Genomic DNA, 15,915 nt, shown 5'->3' with positions numbered 1-15,915 from the left:
AGGTCCTAGGAGAATCGAGATGACAGCGACAAAATACCTTGCCCGAGCTCTCACGGTGACCCTTGCAGCAGGTGCGCTCGTCACGAGTGCCGCATCGTGCGGCGCGATGAACGAGAGCAGAAAGGACAAGGAAGCGACCTCGTCCTCGTCCTCGTCGGCCGCGACGCCAGGCACGCCTGCCGAAAGCGCGAGCGACAGTGAGGCTGACGGCTCCCATGGCGCCACCGAACCCGACGACAAACAGTCGCCGACCTCCTCAAACGGTAGCGATGCCGGGTCTCCGCAAGGGATTCCCGAAAGCGCACATGCAAAGCTCGATCCCACACCTCTCACCGCTGAAGAGATGAAGAAAGGTCAGCAGCTCCCGCAGGACCTCGTCTTGAAACTTTTCGAGGGGGAGTATGAGCAAGCGTGTGGCATGCTCGTGTTCGCGAAAAATGGCGACCTGTTGCGAGCTGATGTCCCCGAGCTCAAATCTCTGTGTGCGCAAGAGCTAGAGGAGAACATACAGAAGGGCGAGATCTCCTCGATGCCCAAAGAGAAGATCATGGAAGATTCGGACCCCAAACGCTTCACGCTCCACGACAATGGTGACGGAACTGCAACCTTCGAGCGCGATGGCGAGGTCAGCGGCGAGAAACTCGTACGGCTTGACGACGGTAGCCTGCGTATCCTGATCGAGGGTTTCTAAAGCTTTTCGGTGCCCCACGTGGTCCTGACACCTCAACGTTACGGAGGCGAAACGATGAACCCCGCCCGGAGAACCCGTCCTCTATCCACTGTCCTCGCCGCGGTCCTCGTGGCGGGGACGCTCACCGGGTGTGGCGCCATCCTTTCCTCGCGAGGTGGCAGTGAGCCGTCGAGCTCGGCGAGCACGTCGAGCGAGCAACCGTCGGAATCCCCGAAGCCTGCACCCGCCCCCAAACCGGGAGGCGGGGAGACGGCCCCGGCACCTGCGCCTACGCAGCCAAACCCGAGTGGCGGTCCCGCTCCCAACCCCGCGCCGAACCCTGCGCCCGCGCCGGCCACGCAAGATCCAACTGCCGGAGGTGGCGCGACCGTCAAGCTCAGCCCCACGCCCTTCACCGAGGAGGAAAAGCAGCAGGCCGTAAAAGTCACCGCGGCGTACATCCAGGCGCGCACGGAAAGCAACTGGTCAGTGGCGTGCGAGCTGGCGGCCGCCGAGAGTAACGGATCCTACTTTGTGCTCGAGAGCCAAATCGAGAAGGACGCATGCATACGCGCCGCGAATCAGAACGTTCCGCCCGTGGATCCGACCAAGGCACAATCCATCAGACAGGCCCTCGACGGGGCCGCCTTTACCGTCAAGGACCACGGCGACGGGACCGCGGATGTGAAAATTGAGGAGCTCGGTATGGGCTTCACCGTCGTCAAGCTTGAAGGCAAAGGCGTCTACGTCAAACCGTGATCTTCGCCCCCACGCAATGTGGCGCGTACCGCGAAAAATTTGAGCCCCTCGACGAAGTTCGGTAGGCTGACTCAGCGCCGTGCGCGCAAGGAGACGTGGCAGAGTGGCCGAATGCGCTCCCCTGCTAAGGGAGTAGGCGGTGTAGAGCCGCCTCGGAGGTTCAAATCCTCTCGTCTCCGCAGATGGGATGTTCCCCCGCCCGCTTAAACGCGGGTGGGGGAATCTCTTTTAACCTTTGCCGCGTTGATTTTCCACGTGGCGTCGCATAGGTAACGAACGCGCTGGAGTGCCTCGTATCACTCGCTGCAATGCGTGTCGGATGCGGTTCAACCCCGTGGATGCAGGTGGGACGCGTGGGGGAGTAGACTGGCCCCGGCTCATTCGGCGCTGATGGGGGACCGCGGGCGCCGCGCCGGTGTTTTCGGTTCGCCACGGGTGCCACCCGCTTCCAAACGAGAGGTTTCAGGTGCGCGAACAGCACGACGATAGCCTTCACAACGTGCCCACATTGACAGCGGAATTCCCGGTCGTGGGTGATGACCCGCTCATTGACGCGCCGCTTCGCGCGACTGTGCGTAGGCTTTCCACACTCCTCGGTGAAACGCTTGCCGATCAGCACGGCCAAGAACTCCTCGACTTGGTTGAGGAGGTGCGCCAACTTGCGAAGCAATCGAAGCAGTCGAAATCGGCCGAGGACACGATGCGCGTGCAGCGCCGCCTCGCGGAACTGCCCATCGAGCAGGCCACGGAACTCACCCGCGCATTCACGCAGTACTTCTTGCTCGCGAATGCCGCCGAGCAGACCTATCGCGTGCGAGAACTGCAGGGGCAGAACGAAAACGATTCGTGGATCCCTCGCACGGTGCGGTCGATTGCAGAAGAAGCCGGGGCCGAGGAGCTTCAGCGCACGGTCGATGAACTCGATGTGCGCCTTGTCTTCACGGCCCACCCCACCGAAGCATCGCGCCGCGCGGTTCTCACGAAGCTGCGTCGCGTGTCCACCCTCCTCGAAACCGACACCGACGAAGGCACGCGTGCGCGTAAAAAGCAGGATCGCGACCTTGCAGAGACGATCGAGGCGCTCTGGCAGACCGACGAGCTGCGCCGCACCCAGCCAACGCCCCAAGATGAGGCGCGCAACGCCATCTTCTATTTGCGTTCTCTCTACCTCCATACTCTTCCCGAGGTCCTCGACGCCCTTCGCCACGAACTGCGCGACTACGGCGCGGATCTTCCCGTGAGGAAGGTGCCGCTGCGTTTCGGCTCCTGGATTGGCGGCGATCGCGATGGCAACCCGTATGTGACCGCCGATGTCACGCGCGAAGTCCTCAAACTTCAGGCCGATGCCGCGATCGATATTGCCGAGGCGTTCCTCGATTCGCTCACGCTTGAACTGTCGATGAGCTCAACCCTCATCGGTGAAGACCAGGAGTTCAACGAGAGTCTCAAAAAGGATCAAGAGGCCCTCGCGTTTGTCCCTGAGAAACAGTTCGAGCTCTTCGCCCACGAGCCCTACCGGCTCAAGCTGTTCTCGATGCGAGCGAAACTCGCGGCAACGCGCAAGCGCATCCACAATGGCGAGGCCCACGAGCCCGGCGTCGACTATCTCACGGGTGCGGAGCTCCAGGACGACTTCGAAGAGCTGCGCGCATCACTTCGTACTCACCGCGGTGACCTCATGGCCGACGGTTCGGTAGCCCTCGCGCAGTCCGTTCTCGCTGGCAGCGGTCTCAACCTCGCCATCATGGACGTGCGTGAGCACGCCGAAAAACATCATGACCTCCTCGCGGAGATGTTCGACCGCGTGGGCGAACTCGACAAGGCCTACGGGGAGCTCACGCGCGAAGAGCGCACGAAGGTGCTCTCCTCCGAGCTTGCGTCGAAGCGACCACTCGCCAGCGCGCAGCTTCTCGGGGAGGAATCACCGCTCGATCCCTCGGTGCAGAACACGTTCAACGTGTTCCGCGAAATCCGCACGGCACAGCGTACGTACGGCCCCGATGTCATCCAGACCTATATCGTTTCGATGACCCGCGGCGCCGACGACATCCTTGCCGTGGCACTGCTCGCGCGCGAAGCCGGACTCGTGAACCTTGCGGGCGACGAACCCCGCGCGGACATCGGCTTTAGCCCTCTCCTCGAAACTGTCGAAGAGCTTCGCCACGCCGGCGAGATCCTCGACGAACTCCTCAGTGACCCGAGCTACCGCGAGATCGTGCGCCTTCGCGGCGATCGCCACGAGATTATGCTCGGCTATTCCGATTCGAACAAGGAATCGGGCGTCATCACGAGCCAGTGGGAGATCCATCAGGCGCAGCGCCGCCTTCGCGATGTTGCCGCCAAACACAACGTGACCCTCCGCCTGTTCCACGGTCGCGGGGGAAGCGTCGGACGCGGCGGTGGCCCCACGTATGACGCGATCCTGGCCCAGCCCTACGGTGTTCTCGAGGGTGAAATCAAGTTCACCGAACAGGGCGAGGTCATCTCCGATAAATACATGCTGCCCGTGCTCGCACGCGAAAACCTCGACCTTTCGCTCGCGGCGGTCATGCAGGGCTCGGCTCTGCACCGAAAGCCCCGCACGAGCCCTGAAGATCTGGAGCGCTTCGGCACGGTGATGGAAAGTCTTTCCGACGCCTCCTTCGCGCGCTATCGCACCCTCATTGACGATCCCGACCTGCCCGAGTACTTCGTGGCGTCCACGCCTGTGGAGCAGCTTGGTGACTTGAAGATCGGCTCGCGCCCCTCTAAGCGAACGACGAGCGAAAAAGGCCTCGACGGTTTGCGCGCCATTCCGTGGGTGTTTGGTTGGACGCAGTCCCGCCAGATCGTCCCCGGCTGGTTCGGCGCGGGCTCAGGCCTCAAGGCTGCGCGCGAGGCCGGCTACGAGGACGACCTCAAGGAAATGTACGAGAACTGGCATTTCTTCCGCACGGTCATTTCGAACGTGGAGATGACGCTTGCGAAAACCGACATGGGTATCGCTTCGCACTATGTGCACTCTCTTGTGCCCACGCGCCTGTGGCATCTGTTCGAGACGATCCGCGAGGAGTACGAGCTCGCGGTTGCCGAAATCGAGCGCCTTACGGGTGTGCTGAACCTTCTCGACAACTCGCCCGTGCTCAAGAGGACCCTCGAGGTGCGTGACCGCTACCTCGACCCGATTAGCTACATGCAGGTCGCGATGCTGCAGCGTGTGCGCGATTCGCACGAACGAGGCATCGAGATTACGGATGCGGAAAAGCGCGCTCTGCTGACGACCATCAACGGGGTTGCCGCTGGTATGAAGAACACCGGCTGATTCCCCGCAGCACGGTCAACGTGAAGGCCCGGCCCCTCGATGTGAGGGAGCCGGGCCTTTGACTGTTGGCGAGGAAGGTGCGCCGTTACTTAGCGGCGACAGCGGCTGCGCGCTCGGCCTTGATGGCATCCTTGCGGTAGGCCACCCAGAAGTAGCAGCCCACGCACAGGGCGCCACCGATGATGTTGCCGAGGGTCACGGGGAGGAGGTTGCCGAGGATGATCTTGTCCCAGCTGATCATGTCGAAGTCCGCGGCAGTGACGCCAGCGTTCGTGACGGCTTCACCAGCCCAGAAGGCATCCGCGCCGAAGGTCTTGATGAGCCAGCCCATGGGAAGCATGAACATGTTCGCGACCGAGTGCTCGAAGCCGGTGGACACGAAGATCACGAGCGGTACGACGATGGCGAGGCCCTTGTCGAGGAACGAACGGCCCGCGAAGGTCAGCCACACGGCCATACACACGAGGAAGTTACAGAGAATACCGAGCACGAAAGCGTTGCCCCAGTCGAGCGAAAGCTTGCCCTTCGTGACGTTGAGGATGATGAGGCCCCACGCGCTCTTGTTCGTGGCAGGGGTGTTCGCGAGGAACACGAGGATTGCGATCGTCACCGAACCGATGAAGTTTGCGACGTAGGAGAGGCCCCAGTGGCGGAACAGCTGGCCGGCCGTGATGCGCTTCGACAGGAACGGCATGACGTTGAGGGTTGTGCCCGTGAAGAGGTCAGAACCGGAGTTGATGACCATGATGAGGCCGGTCGCGAAGAGCGCGCCACCGATCATCTTTGTGATGCCGAGCGGCCATTCGCCGGGAGCACCCTGCTGGGTGGTCACGAACATGATGAAGCCGAAGGCGATGTAGGCACCGCCGGTGAGGCCGAGCCAGAAAATCTTCCATGCCGGCATCGTGGCCTTCGCGTACATGCCATCTTCGACAGCCTTCGCCATGGCCGGCGCAGGCGGGATATTAATCTTGTTTGCGAGGTCGTCCATGGGACGTCTCCTTTAGGAGTAAGGGATAAAGGGAGCAGTAGCGCACTGTGCGCCGTGTCCCTAGCCTACGCCCTCGCCCGGTCATTAGTGGAAATCAGCGTCTATTTCCACTCGAGAATTGACCAGCGATTCTTCTTTGCCTCGGCGTAAAGGCCGAGGTCAGGGGAGATCGCCGTGGGGTGTCCGAGCACTGCGAGCCAGGCGGCGTCGGCATGCGAATCGCCATAGCCGTAAGAATGGGCGAGATCGAAGTTCCCGTTGTGCGCGTACTTCTTGAGCCAATTCGCGCGGGCTTCTCCCACGACCGGGGGAGTAGCAAGGTAGCCCGTGAGCACGCCGTTTTCTTCGTGCATGTGGGTCGCGACGACTTCGTCGAAGAGATCTGCGAGCGGCTCCACGAGAATGTCGAGGGCCCCCGTAATGAGGATTGTGCGGTGACCAGCAGCCCGGTGCTCCTCGAGGCGCTCGAGCGCCTGAGCCCTGATTTGGCCCCGCACCTTCTCGCCGAGCTCACCCGCAAGAACTTCCTTGAGCTCCGCGACACTGAAGCCCTTGTAACGGCGCATGACGCTTCGAATGAACTCCGAGCGCGAGTGTTGCTCATTGCGCAGGTACTGGGGGAGCGCCCCCGCGAGCTTGACGACTTCCTTTGCGCCACCGGCGCTTGAACGCGTTTCCTTCACGATCGCGAGGTACTGCTGCACAATGTTCTGCGCGATCACCGTGCCGTCGAGGTCAAACACGGCAAGAGCGTCGCTCGAGGCTGTCAGCTCACTCGGCTTGCGTTCGGCTCGAGCCTTGCGGGCCGCCTTCTGGCGTGAGTAGGCGTTCGTGAGTTCGGTGACCGCGGGCAGGTGGTGATCGCGGAAATAGGAGCGCCAGTCGAGATCCGTGATGTCGAAGTCGTACTTCTCGAGGAACTCCTTCGGGAGCGAGGCGCGAAGCGCGCGCGTGTTCGCATCGTCAAAGACCATTTCGGTCTTCGTGTACGCCTTGTAGAGCCCCATGAATTTCTTGAGGGTGTCGAGGCCCGCGGAGTTCTTGTGGAGCTTGCCAGCCCAGGCGCGGGTAGTGCGAGTGCCGGGGAGGCGTCCGACGGCAACCTCGGCTGCCTTGACTGCTTTATTGGTTGCCCAGAACTTCGCCTCTACCAAATCAACGGAGGGGAAGGTCCACATAGGAACCGCGATCGGCTCGCCCTTGTCGTCCGTCAGAGGATTCTCCACGAAGTAGTCGTGGACGATACTCACCATCTCGTGAAGGGGGAGCGGGTTCGAGTTACCCGAGGCAACCTGGTAGTACGCCTCATCACCCGTGCGCTCAACGTTCTGAGTTGCGAGGGCGAGGATCACGCCAACGATGTGGTCGACGGGGATGATGTCGAGAATCGAATCGGGCAGGCCCGGGAACTCCGAGAGCCGGCCCTTGCCGTAGGCCATGATGAGCGGGTCGGCGACCTTGTACCCGTCGATCCAGCCAGGGAAGGGGTGAGAGACAGCGGATTCGATGATCGCGGGGCGCACGAAGCTCAGGCGGTGGCCGGAATCGGCCCACATTTCCTCGCCGACGCGCTCGGCCATGGCCTTCGTGAACGTGTAAATGTCGGTCCAGCCAAGCGAATTCGCGCGCTGGAGTCCGTAATCCTGCAGGCGGGCGCGCACCCACGCGCGGCGGGCATCCTCCGCGACCGAGGCGATTGCCTTCGGGCCCATCTTGCCGCTCTTCAGCTCGGCGAGGCGCAGGTTCTTCCTGATTTGTTCTGGCGTGCGCGAGAGCGCATCGACCTCTCGAGCCGCGGCGAACGCGGCGTCGTACTCTTCGCGCCAGCTCACATCGTGCGTGAGACGGCCCTCGCGGCACAGGCCCTTGGCGAGACCGCTCACGTACGAAGTGGACACGTGAATGACGTGGGGATCCTGGCCGCCCGGGAGGGTCTTTTGCGACTCGAGGAGTGCCTCGTAGAGGTTCTTGGCTCCCCCCACATTCGTGGCGAAGGCTTCGTTAATGGGCGGGTCGAAGCTCACCGAGCTCGCCGAGTGCACAACGACATCGAAAGTGCGCTCGAGCGGGGGAAGATTCGTCAGGTCGCCCTCGATGACGTCGGTGCGTTCCTCGAAGGCTTTGCGCACGGCGTCCTCGCCTACGCGATCACTCCACGAGGTGAACGAAGGCTTGCGCAGCAAGGTGGCAAGACGCTTCTTCCCCGTGAGCGTCCCCTTCGGGCGCACAACCGCCGTCACGCGAACCTCGGGGAAATGCTCGAGGAAAGCTTGAAGAACAGCCTGGCCTAGAAAGCCTGTGGCCCCGGTAAGAAGAACTTCGCGATACTGAGTATTTGCGCTGGTAGAGGGCACAGACATGCGGATAAATCCTCGCGATCGAGCAATGGTGAAAGTATTGGGGCGCGCTCGTGGGCGCGCGGGCCTAGTGTATCGTAGGGGCCATGCATAGGGCCCTCATCACCGGCGGCACCTCTGGTATCGGGGCCGCTTTCGCGCGCGAATTCGCTAAGCGGCGTGTCGACCTCGTGCTGGTTGCTCGCAATGCCGATCGCCTCTCGCGTTTCGCTCAAGACCTCCGCACCCGCTACGGCATCGATGTCGAAGAAATGGTGTGCGACCTCGAAGTGGAAGCTGAGCGGGACCGCGTCGCAGCGCGTCTTACGCAAGAAAGCATCGAACACCCCGCCGTTGACATCCTCGTCAACAACGCGGGCTTCAGTGTGCGCAGCGACATTCTCGGCGATGACCTCTCGCTTCATGACTCGGGGATCGAGGTCATGATCAAGGCCGTGCTTCACCTCTCGAATGCGGCCGGTCGCGCGATGGCTCGGCGCGGCAAGGGGTGGATCATCAACGTGAACTCCGTTTCCGGGTATCTCCCGCAGAACAATTATTCGGCGATCAAATCGTGGGGCAACACCTATACCGAAGCCCTCGCGGTTCGTCTCGCGGGAAGCGGCGTGCACGTGACCTCGCTCCAGCCGGGCTGGGTGCGCACCGAATTCCACGAGCGCGCCGGCATCTCCGGCTCGTCGATCCCGGATTTCCTGTGGCTTTCTCCCGAGCGCCTCGTCAAAGAATGCCTCGATGATGTCGCACGCGGAAAGCTCATCTCCGTGCCCTCAAAGCGTTTCAAGGTGCTCGCTTTCCTCGCCCGCACCGCTCCCCGGAACATCATGCATTCGATTGCGGCATGGTTTACGAAGCGGCGCGATAAAGAAAAACCACTGTCGAAAGCCCCCAAGAAGGGAACCAAGTGAGCAAGTATCACGACCCTTCCCTCTATCGTTCGCCCTGGCGCGCCTACCTTCGCGCGCTGCTCGTGCGAATCGGCTTCAAGGGCGTCGTGAAAAGCGCCGTCACGCAAAAGATCATCGTCAACCCCAAGGTGAAAAAGGTGCGCGGCGCATTCCTGCTCGTCGCCAACCACTCGAGCCACCTCGATGCACCCATGCTTGCTCAAGGTCTCCCCTTTACCCAGGGAAAATACCTCTCCACGGGCGTCGCGCGAGAGTACTTCTTTGACATTTGGTACCGCCGCATCTTCGTGCGAGCGCTCTTCAACGCATTCCCCATCGACCGCGACGGCTCCCGCAAGCACTCGGGCATCACGCGAACACTGCTCACCGCGGGCGTCCCCGTGCTCGTTTTCCCCGAAGGCACGCGTTCAAAAACCGGGAAGATGGCCGAGTTCAAACCCGGCGCGGCTTCCCTTGCCATCACTGAAAACATCCCTGTCATTCCCGCCGCGCTTATCGGCGCACACGAAGCGATGCCGAAAGGTCGAAGCTGGCCCAAACCGGGCAAGCCTCCCGTCGGTGTGGTGTTCGGTGCGCCCATGCGCGCGGAGGAGGGCGAAAGCGCCCTCAGTTTCAACGCGCGGATTCAGGAAGCCGTCGGAACTCTCAAAACCCAGAATTACCTAGCCATCATGGGAACCCAACCACCCGAGGAGCAAGCGTCATGAACAGCCCTATTTCGGCACGCGAGGTTAAGCGACACAAGTGGTGGGGGTGGGGTCTTGACGACATCACCTTCCGCTGGGACAACAAGCCCGCTTTCCCCGGCTTCGCCAAGTCCAAGATCGGCATGGATCTCGAGAAGCTCACGCCGGCGCCGGAGCCGCAGCTGAGCGACTATGAGGTTCCCTCGAGCCGCCTCGGTGCCGAGGACCGCGTCGCCCTCGCCGGCATTGTGGGGGAGGACAACCTTCTCGATGATGACGAGTACCGCGTCGTCCACTCCTTCGGCCGCTCCGTGATCGACCTGTTCCGCGCGCGCACCGGGGATTTTGCCCGCATCGTCGACGCCGTGATCTACCCGAAGAGTGACGACGAGGTCCAGCAAATCCTCGCCTACATCGTCGAGCACGATCTCGTGGCGATTCCCTACGGCGGCGGCTCCTCAATCTCCGGCTCGGTCACCCCCAACGTTGACGAGAAGCGCCCCATCATCACGATCAACCTCGGCCGCATGCGCGAGGTCATCTCGATCGACGACACCTCGGGCCTCGCACGCGTCGATGCCGGCGTGTACGGCCCGGACCTCGAAGAGCAGCTCAACGAGCTCGGATGGACGATGGGGCACTTCCCCGACTCGTTCACGTACTCAACGCTCGGTGGCTGGGCTGCGACCCGCTCGACCGGCATGCAGTCCGATCGCTACGGCGACATCGAGGACATCGTGCGAGGACTCAAGGTCGTGCGCCCCGACGGGATCGTCGAGACCAAGCCGATTCCCGGCCGCGACTCCGGCTCGAGCATTCACGAAATGATCCTCGGCTCCGAAGGCCGCCTCGGCGTCATCACGGAATGCACCGTGCGCGTGCACCGCATGGCAGAAAACCGCGTCGTCATCGCGTACATGTTCCCCGACTGGGAATCCGGCATCCGCGCCATGCACGCCATTGCCCGTAGCGAAGTCCACCCCGTGTTCACGCGCCTGAGCGACGGCCCCGAGACCGCCTTTAGCCTCTCGATGCTCAAGGAGCCCAAGGATAAAAAGGGCGAGATCACCCGTAAGGTCCAGGACACCCTTTTCGCGTACCTGCGCAAGAAGGGCTGGGACACCGAGAACGAGATGTGCATGAGCTACGTGTGCTTCGAGGGGTCGAAAGCCCAGATCAGCCGCGAGCAGGCCGCAGTGAAGAAGATCGTCAAGAAGGCCGGCGGCATTACTCTCGGTGCGGGGCCCGGGGCGATCTATGACCAGAAGAAGTTCGATACTCCCTACCTTCGTGACTTCCTTCTTGGCCTCAACGTGTTCGGCGACGTTTCCGATACGGGCACCACGTGGGCACGGATCAACGAGATGCACTCGAAGGTGTACGACACGTTCTACGCGAAGCTCGAGGAGCTCGGGATTCCCGGCTTCTTCTTCTGCCACATGAGCCACAGCTATCACCAGGGTGCATGCCTGTACTTCACGTTCGCCGTTCCTTACGCGAACAACGAGGTCATGCTCGAGCAGTACACGGCGATCAAGCATGCGGTGCAAAGTGAGTTCCAGAAGCACGCCGGCACCCTCTCGCACCACCACGCGGTCGGAACCGAGCACCAGCCCTGGATTGAGGAAGAGGTGGGCCCGCTCGGCGTCAAGATGATGCGTGACCTCTACGAGACTCAGGACCCGGGCAAGAACCTCAACCCCGGCAAGATCGTCTCCTGACATTCGCCCAGGCCATCGAGGTCGAAGAGAACGCCGCACACTCGCCCATGCCGGGTGGGGTGCGGCGTTCCGCATGGGGCACACTCTCCATGAACGGTGGAGAACGCAAAAACCCTCCACCGAAGTGGAGGGCCTAGTTGCTGGCGCGCCCGGAGGGATTCGAACCCCCAACCTTCTGATCCGTAGTCAGATGCTCTATCCGTTAAGCTACGGGCGCTTTTTGTCTGTTCTCTCGAACTGACCTGTATTACTTTACTCCGGTACGTCCCGAAGTGCGAGCCGAGGGCCCGTGAGTCTAGTCACGGGCCCTCGGTTGTGATGCTCTCAGGGCGCGGTGGGGTTACTGCTTACCGAAGGTCTGGCCGGGGTTGTCCTGAGGACCCTGATTGCCAGGTTCGCTGAACGAGTGCCCCTGGAAACCCTGCTGAGGCGGCTGCTGCCCCTGCTGCGGTGCTTCATAGCTGCCCTGCTGGGGAGCCTGGTAGCTCGGCGGCTGGGGCGCGTTAGAGGTGCCCTGCGAGGGGTGCTGGCCGAAGCTCGGCTGGGCACTCGGCTGTGCCTGCTGCCCCTGCGGCTGCGCACCTCCGTGGATCGAGTTCTGGAAGGATCCCTGCTGCTGGAAGTGTGCGTCGCCGGCACCGGACTTCTTCTTGCGCTTCATGAACACGAGGGCGCCGATGACGACCGCCGCAAGGACAAGGAGAAGAACAACAACGACCACGATGATGACGATGAGCCAGGGGAAGCTGCTGCCCTCGGCCTTGATGTTGATGTCGGAGAAGTATTCTTTCGTGTCGGTGATGTGGACCTTGTTGCCGTCGATCTTGCCGACGCTCGATTCGGTGACCTTGCCGGGGAAAACGAAGGTGAAATCGACCTTGAAGCCGGCAGCCGCCGCCTGGTCACCAAATGAACCCTTCGAGTCTTCGTGGTAGGTGTAGGTGTCCGATTCCTCGTCGTACTTCAAGGCATCGCCCATGGGGTTTTTTTCATCCTTTTGGCCAGAGAAAGTGCACACGACCTCGTCGTCTTTCTCCTCTAGCTTGAGATCCGGCTTGGTCTCACCAGTAAATTCCTTAAGAGCTTCATCGCCGCAGAACTGAGAGGGGGTCATGCCGATTTCCTCGAGCGAGGATTTCTTTATTGAGACGACACCCTCGAGGGTGATCTTTTCGGGGCTCTCGATGTTGATGGTCGCGTCAAGCTTGCCGCAACCCGCGAGGAGAAGCATGAACGGGATGGCGATCAAGGCGGCGAACTTCTTGAGGAAGCGTGGCTGTGTGTGCGTCACGTGGAACCTTTCTTTCATGAAAACGCGGGTGTGTGCTGGTCGACAACGATGGCTGGTTAGTGGTTGGCAGAAGTGGGACCCTGGTCGCCGTAGAAGTTCTGGGGACCGTTGCCCTGAGGTGGCTGGCTCTGCTGCGGCGCCTGGTTGTGCGGCTGCGACCATTGTGGCTGCTGGAACTGCTGAGCCTGCTGGGGGAAGGCGGGCGAGGGGTTCTGGCTAAAAGGAGGCTGGCCCTGCTGCTGGAAATTCTGGACGTTCGCGGCGGCCCCCTTCTTCTTTTTGCGCATCAGGAAGAAGAGTGCGGCTGCGGCTGCGACGACGACGAAGAGAAGGACAAGCACGACCACGACGATGATGACGATGAGCCAGGGGAAACCGGAGCCTTCGGACTTGATCTCGTACTCCGAGAGAAACTCCTTGATATCGGTGATGTGGACCTTGTTGCCGTCGATTGTGCCGACGCTCGACTCCGTGACCTTGCCGGGCATGACGATCGTGACGTCAGCCGTAAAACCGCCTCCGGCGAGCTGGTCGGCGATCCGCGGTAGGGGCAACATGCTTTTTAGCGTGTACGTGTTCGAATCTTCGTCGTAGGTGAGGATTTTCTTGATGTCCTTGGCGTCCTCGACCGTACTGGTGAACTCGCATTCGAAGGTGTCGCCGCTTTCCGTCAGTTTCACCTCGACCTTGCCTTGGGTCGTTTCTCCACCGTCATTGGTGGTGTCTTTCGCGGAGCATACGTCCGAGGGGGTCGCGCCGATCAGATCAAGTGAGGAGGTCTGCCCGGTCACGACTCCCTCCAACACGACCTTCTCGTCGCTCTCGACGGTGAGCGTTGCCTCCAGCTTGCCGCAACCGGCGACGAGGAGGACGAAGGGGATCATCAGGAGGGCTGCAATTTTTTTGAGTGCGCGTGGCTGAGTCATCGTCATGAGGATGCCTAGGGGTAGGAGGGTTGTGTCCGAGTGCACACTATCGCACAAGAGCGCCGCTAGTCTTCCGCTTCCCGGGAAGCTGAGCCCGGCGGCATGCCCTCGCCGAAGACGGGGGAGGCTTCGGGTCGTTTGGGATGCACGGCATCTCCCGAGCTTTCACCGCGAATGCGCCGCATCACCCAGGGACCGAGGTGGTCGCGAGCCCACACGAGGTCCTTCTCGGCATCCTGGCGCCACGTGCGCTGCGGCGGGTCGTGGGGCTTAAATTCTCGAAGCTCGTTCGGGACGTCGAGGGTGGCAAGGACTTCGCGCGCAATCGTGTGGTGGCCGAGTGGTGAAAAATGCAGGCGGTCCTCGGCCCACATGCCTTCGTGCACGAGCTGGCGGGTGGCCCAGAGGTCCACAACGAAAGTGTTGTAGCGCTTCGCGATCGTGCGCATGTTTTCGTTGTAGATCGCGGAACGCCCTCGGATGAGGTTCAGAACGGGAGTGTTGCCAACGTCGGGGCCGGTCCACAGGATGATGTCGGTGCCCGTTTCGGCGAGTTGAGCGACGGCGACCTCGATATCGGAGGCGATCGCGTCGGGATCGCCGCGACGGATCACATCGTTGCCGCCCGCGAAGAAGCTCACGAGGTCCGGCTTGAGATCGATCGCCGGTTCGAGCTGCTCCTCGATGATTTGTTTGTAGAGCCGGCCGCGGATTGCGAGGTTCGCGTACGCGAAATCGGGGCACGTGCGCCCGAGCTCTTCGGCGACACGATCTGCCCAACCGCGGACCCCGCCTGGAACGTTCGGATCGGGGTCGCCGATACCTTCCGTGAACGAGTCACCGATGGCGACAAAGCGCCGCCATGGGTGAAGGGGTGCGGTTTGTGTGTCGCTCATGCTACCTCCAGAAAGTCAGGAGTCCCCCGCCCGCGAGAAGGATGCCGATGCCGACGGCGAGGTTCCAATCGCCAATGGGGAGCGGATACTGCGCACTCGAAATGTAATACACGACCATGTACAAAATGCCGAGGATGAGGAGTGTGACGGCGGTGGGCACGAGCCACGCGGGGCTCGGTTTGTAGGCCTCGGCGGCGCTTTCTTGTGCGCGACGTGAGCGGCGGGTTTCGGCCTCGGCGCGTGTCACTCGATCCCGTGCGGGTTGATTCTGCTGGGTGGGAATGGTCGAGGAGCGCCGAACTTTCTTGGCCATGGGTAACGGTAACCTTTCACAACTGGAACGAGGGTGTCGGCCCCGCCCCGAGGGGTGGGAGCGGTGCCGGCAGCGGCATATATTAGGGTACAGTGCGTGAAGGAGTAGGTTCGTTTGATTCCGACGCCTGCCGATTAAACCCCCTTCCGAATCGGAGACATTGTGACCTCTTCCCGCCACAGGCGAGTGCCTGAGCGTAAACGCGGCATAGCCTCGAGCATTATCGGTGTGCTCGGCGAACTGTTGATTACCGTCGGAGCTTTCCTCCTCCTTTTTGTTGTGTGGCAGCTGTGGTGGACAGACGTCGTTGCCGACCGCGAGCACGCGGTGATTATTCAGGAGCTTCAGTCGAAGTGGGGCGGGCCGTCGCCTAAGAAGATTGCGCCGCCGGAAAAAGGTGAACCGCCGAAGATCGAGAATGTTAAAGAAAACGAGGTGTGGGGCGAGCTTCACGTGCCGAAGTTCGATAAGGCCACGTCTCCCATGGCCGAGGGCGTGAGCATGGAGAAGGTCCTCAACGTGATCGGCAACGGCCACTACCCCGACACGGCCCTTCCCGGCGAAGTGGGGAACTTTGCGTTCGCCGGTCACCGCTCGACGTATGGCCGGCCGCTTCACGATATCGCGCGGCTTGAACCCGGTGATCCGGTGATTGTTGAAGGTCCGAAGGCCTATTACGTGTATTACGTAACGGGATCGGAGATTGTGCAGCCGAACGACGTGCAGGTGATTGCCCCGGTTCCGAATAAACCGGGGGAGGAGCCCACGGAGCGGATGCTCACCATGACGGCGTGCCACCCCATGTATTCAGCCGCGCAACGTTACATCACGTACGCGAAGTACGACCACTGGGTTGATCGCAGCAAGGGCATCCCCAAAGAGCTTGCGGAGGTAAAGAAGTAATGTACGGCTGGCTCTACAGGATCATTCCGGGCCCATGGTGGGTCAAGGTGCTCGTGCTACTCATCCTCTTTGCGGCCCTCGTGGTGCTGCTGTTCGGGTGGGTGTTCCCCGTGATCGCACCGTATATGCCGTTCAACCAAGGCACAGTTTCGGCCCTCGCCGCTTACTAGCGCGTTCAGCGAGGCAAGCGGCGAAG

14 protein-coding genes and 2 tRNA genes are annotated in these 15,915 nt (G+C 61.7%); 9 read left to right on the top strand and 7 right to left on the bottom strand.

The features are described 5' to 3' along the window. Nucleotides 1–19 precede the first annotated feature (19 nt). From DAD186_RS09630 to ppc, 4 genes are all read left to right on the top strand, one after another. Nucleotides 20–691, top strand: coding sequence for a hypothetical protein (locus tag DAD186_RS09630; RefSeq protein ID WP_065248486.1), 672 nt, complete (start codon nt 20–22; stop codon nt 689–691). A gap of 54 nt (nt 692–745) precedes the next feature. Further along, nucleotides 746–1,429 (top strand): hypothetical protein, encoded by a 684-nt coding sequence (locus DAD186_RS11245; protein ID WP_065248485.1) that lies wholly within the window; start codon nt 746–748, stop codon nt 1,427–1,429. A gap of 89 nt (nt 1,430–1,518) precedes the next feature. Further along, nucleotides 1,519–1,608: transfer RNA gene (locus tag DAD186_RS09620), tRNA-Ser, on the top strand. Nucleotides 1,609–1,928: 320 nt separating this feature from the next. Continuing rightward, entirely contained in the window at nt 1,929–4,730 is a 2,802-nt protein-coding gene (ppc, locus tag DAD186_RS09615; RefSeq protein ID WP_065248839.1) for a phosphoenolpyruvate carboxylase, read from the top strand. 85 nt (nt 4,731–4,815) lie between these two features. On the opposite strand, the gene DAD186_RS09610 is transcribed toward ppc, so the two are convergent. Together DAD186_RS09610 and DAD186_RS09605 are read right to left on the bottom strand one after the other, a co-directional pair. Continuing rightward, the gene (locus DAD186_RS09610) at nt 4,816–5,721 is read right to left on the bottom strand and encodes a formate/nitrite transporter family protein (RefSeq protein WP_065248484.1); all 906 of its coding nucleotides are present in this window, start codon (nt 5,719–5,721) and stop codon (nt 4,816–4,818) included. A gap of 101 nt (nt 5,722–5,822) precedes the next feature. Further along, entirely contained in the window at nt 5,823–8,081 is a 2,259-nt protein-coding gene (locus tag DAD186_RS09605) for an HAD-IB family hydrolase (RefSeq protein ID WP_065248483.1), read from the bottom strand. Between the two features lie 83 nt (nt 8,082–8,164). On the opposite strand from DAD186_RS09605, the gene DAD186_RS09600 reads away from it, so the two are divergent. From DAD186_RS09600 to DAD186_RS09590, 3 genes are read left to right on the top strand one after another with little or no spacing between them, the layout of a single operon-like run. Next, complete coding sequence (locus DAD186_RS09600; RefSeq protein WP_065248482.1) at nt 8,165–8,983, top strand: SDR family NAD(P)-dependent oxidoreductase; 819 nt, start codon at nt 8,165–8,167, stop codon at nt 8,981–8,983. Then, the gene (locus tag DAD186_RS09595; RefSeq protein WP_065248481.1) at nt 8,980–9,690 is read left to right on the top strand and encodes a lysophospholipid acyltransferase family protein; all 711 of its coding nucleotides are present in this window, start codon (nt 8,980–8,982) and stop codon (nt 9,688–9,690) included. Before DAD186_RS09600 ends, DAD186_RS09595 begins: the two co-directional genes overlap by 4 nt. Next, the gene (locus DAD186_RS09590; protein ID WP_065248480.1) at nt 9,687–11,390 is read left to right on the top strand and encodes an FAD-binding oxidoreductase; all 1,704 of its coding nucleotides are present in this window, start codon (nt 9,687–9,689) and stop codon (nt 11,388–11,390) included. The genes DAD186_RS09595 and DAD186_RS09590 overlap by 4 nt, the downstream gene beginning before the upstream one ends. A gap of 141 nt (nt 11,391–11,531) precedes the next feature. Here the strand turns inward: DAD186_RS09590 and DAD186_RS09585 are convergent. From DAD186_RS09585 to DAD186_RS09565, 5 genes are all read right to left on the bottom strand, one after another. Beyond that, a tRNA-Arg gene (locus DAD186_RS09585) sits at nt 11,532–11,607 on the bottom strand. Nucleotides 11,608–11,730: 123 nt separating this feature from the next. Further along, on the bottom strand, nt 11,731–12,681 hold the full coding sequence (locus tag DAD186_RS09580) for a hypothetical protein (RefSeq protein ID WP_065248479.1): 951 nt from the start codon (nt 12,679–12,681) through the stop codon (nt 11,731–11,733). A 56-nt stretch (nt 12,682–12,737) separates the two neighbouring features. Beyond that, the gene (locus tag DAD186_RS09575; protein ID WP_065248478.1) at nt 12,738–13,613 is read right to left on the bottom strand and encodes a hypothetical protein; all 876 of its coding nucleotides are present in this window, start codon (nt 13,611–13,613) and stop codon (nt 12,738–12,740) included. 59 nt (nt 13,614–13,672) lie between these two features. Next, nucleotides 13,673–14,503, bottom strand: a complete 831-nt coding sequence (locus tag DAD186_RS09570) for an SGNH/GDSL hydrolase family protein (RefSeq protein WP_065248477.1) — start codon at nt 14,501–14,503, stop codon at nt 13,673–13,675. Nucleotide 14,504: 1 nt separating this feature from the next. Beyond that, nucleotides 14,505–14,816, bottom strand: a complete 312-nt coding sequence (locus DAD186_RS09565) for a cell division protein CrgA (protein ID WP_016663349.1) — start codon at nt 14,814–14,816, stop codon at nt 14,505–14,507. Nucleotides 14,817–14,978: 162 nt separating this feature from the next. Here DAD186_RS09565 and DAD186_RS09560 point away from each other — a divergent pair, with 162 nt between their 5' ends. Continuing rightward, nucleotides 14,979–15,719, top strand: coding sequence for a class E sortase (locus tag DAD186_RS09560; protein WP_223845743.1), 741 nt, complete (start codon nt 14,979–14,981; stop codon nt 15,717–15,719). Beyond that, a complete protein-coding gene (locus DAD186_RS10995) occupies nt 15,719–15,889 on the top strand; it encodes a hypothetical protein (RefSeq protein ID WP_164497571.1) in 171 nt (56 codons plus the stop codon). The genes DAD186_RS09560 and DAD186_RS10995 overlap by 1 nt, the downstream gene beginning before the upstream one ends. The last annotated feature ends 26 nt before the right edge of the window (nt 15,890–15,915 follow it).

This window comes from Dermabacter vaginalis, assembly GCF_001678905.1.
Classification (GTDB): Bacteria; Actinomycetota; Actinomycetes; order Actinomycetales; family Dermabacteraceae; genus Dermabacter; species Dermabacter vaginalis.
The sequence above is the reverse complement of the archived record's forward strand: the minus strand, read 5'-3'. Positions and strand labels throughout refer to the sequence as shown.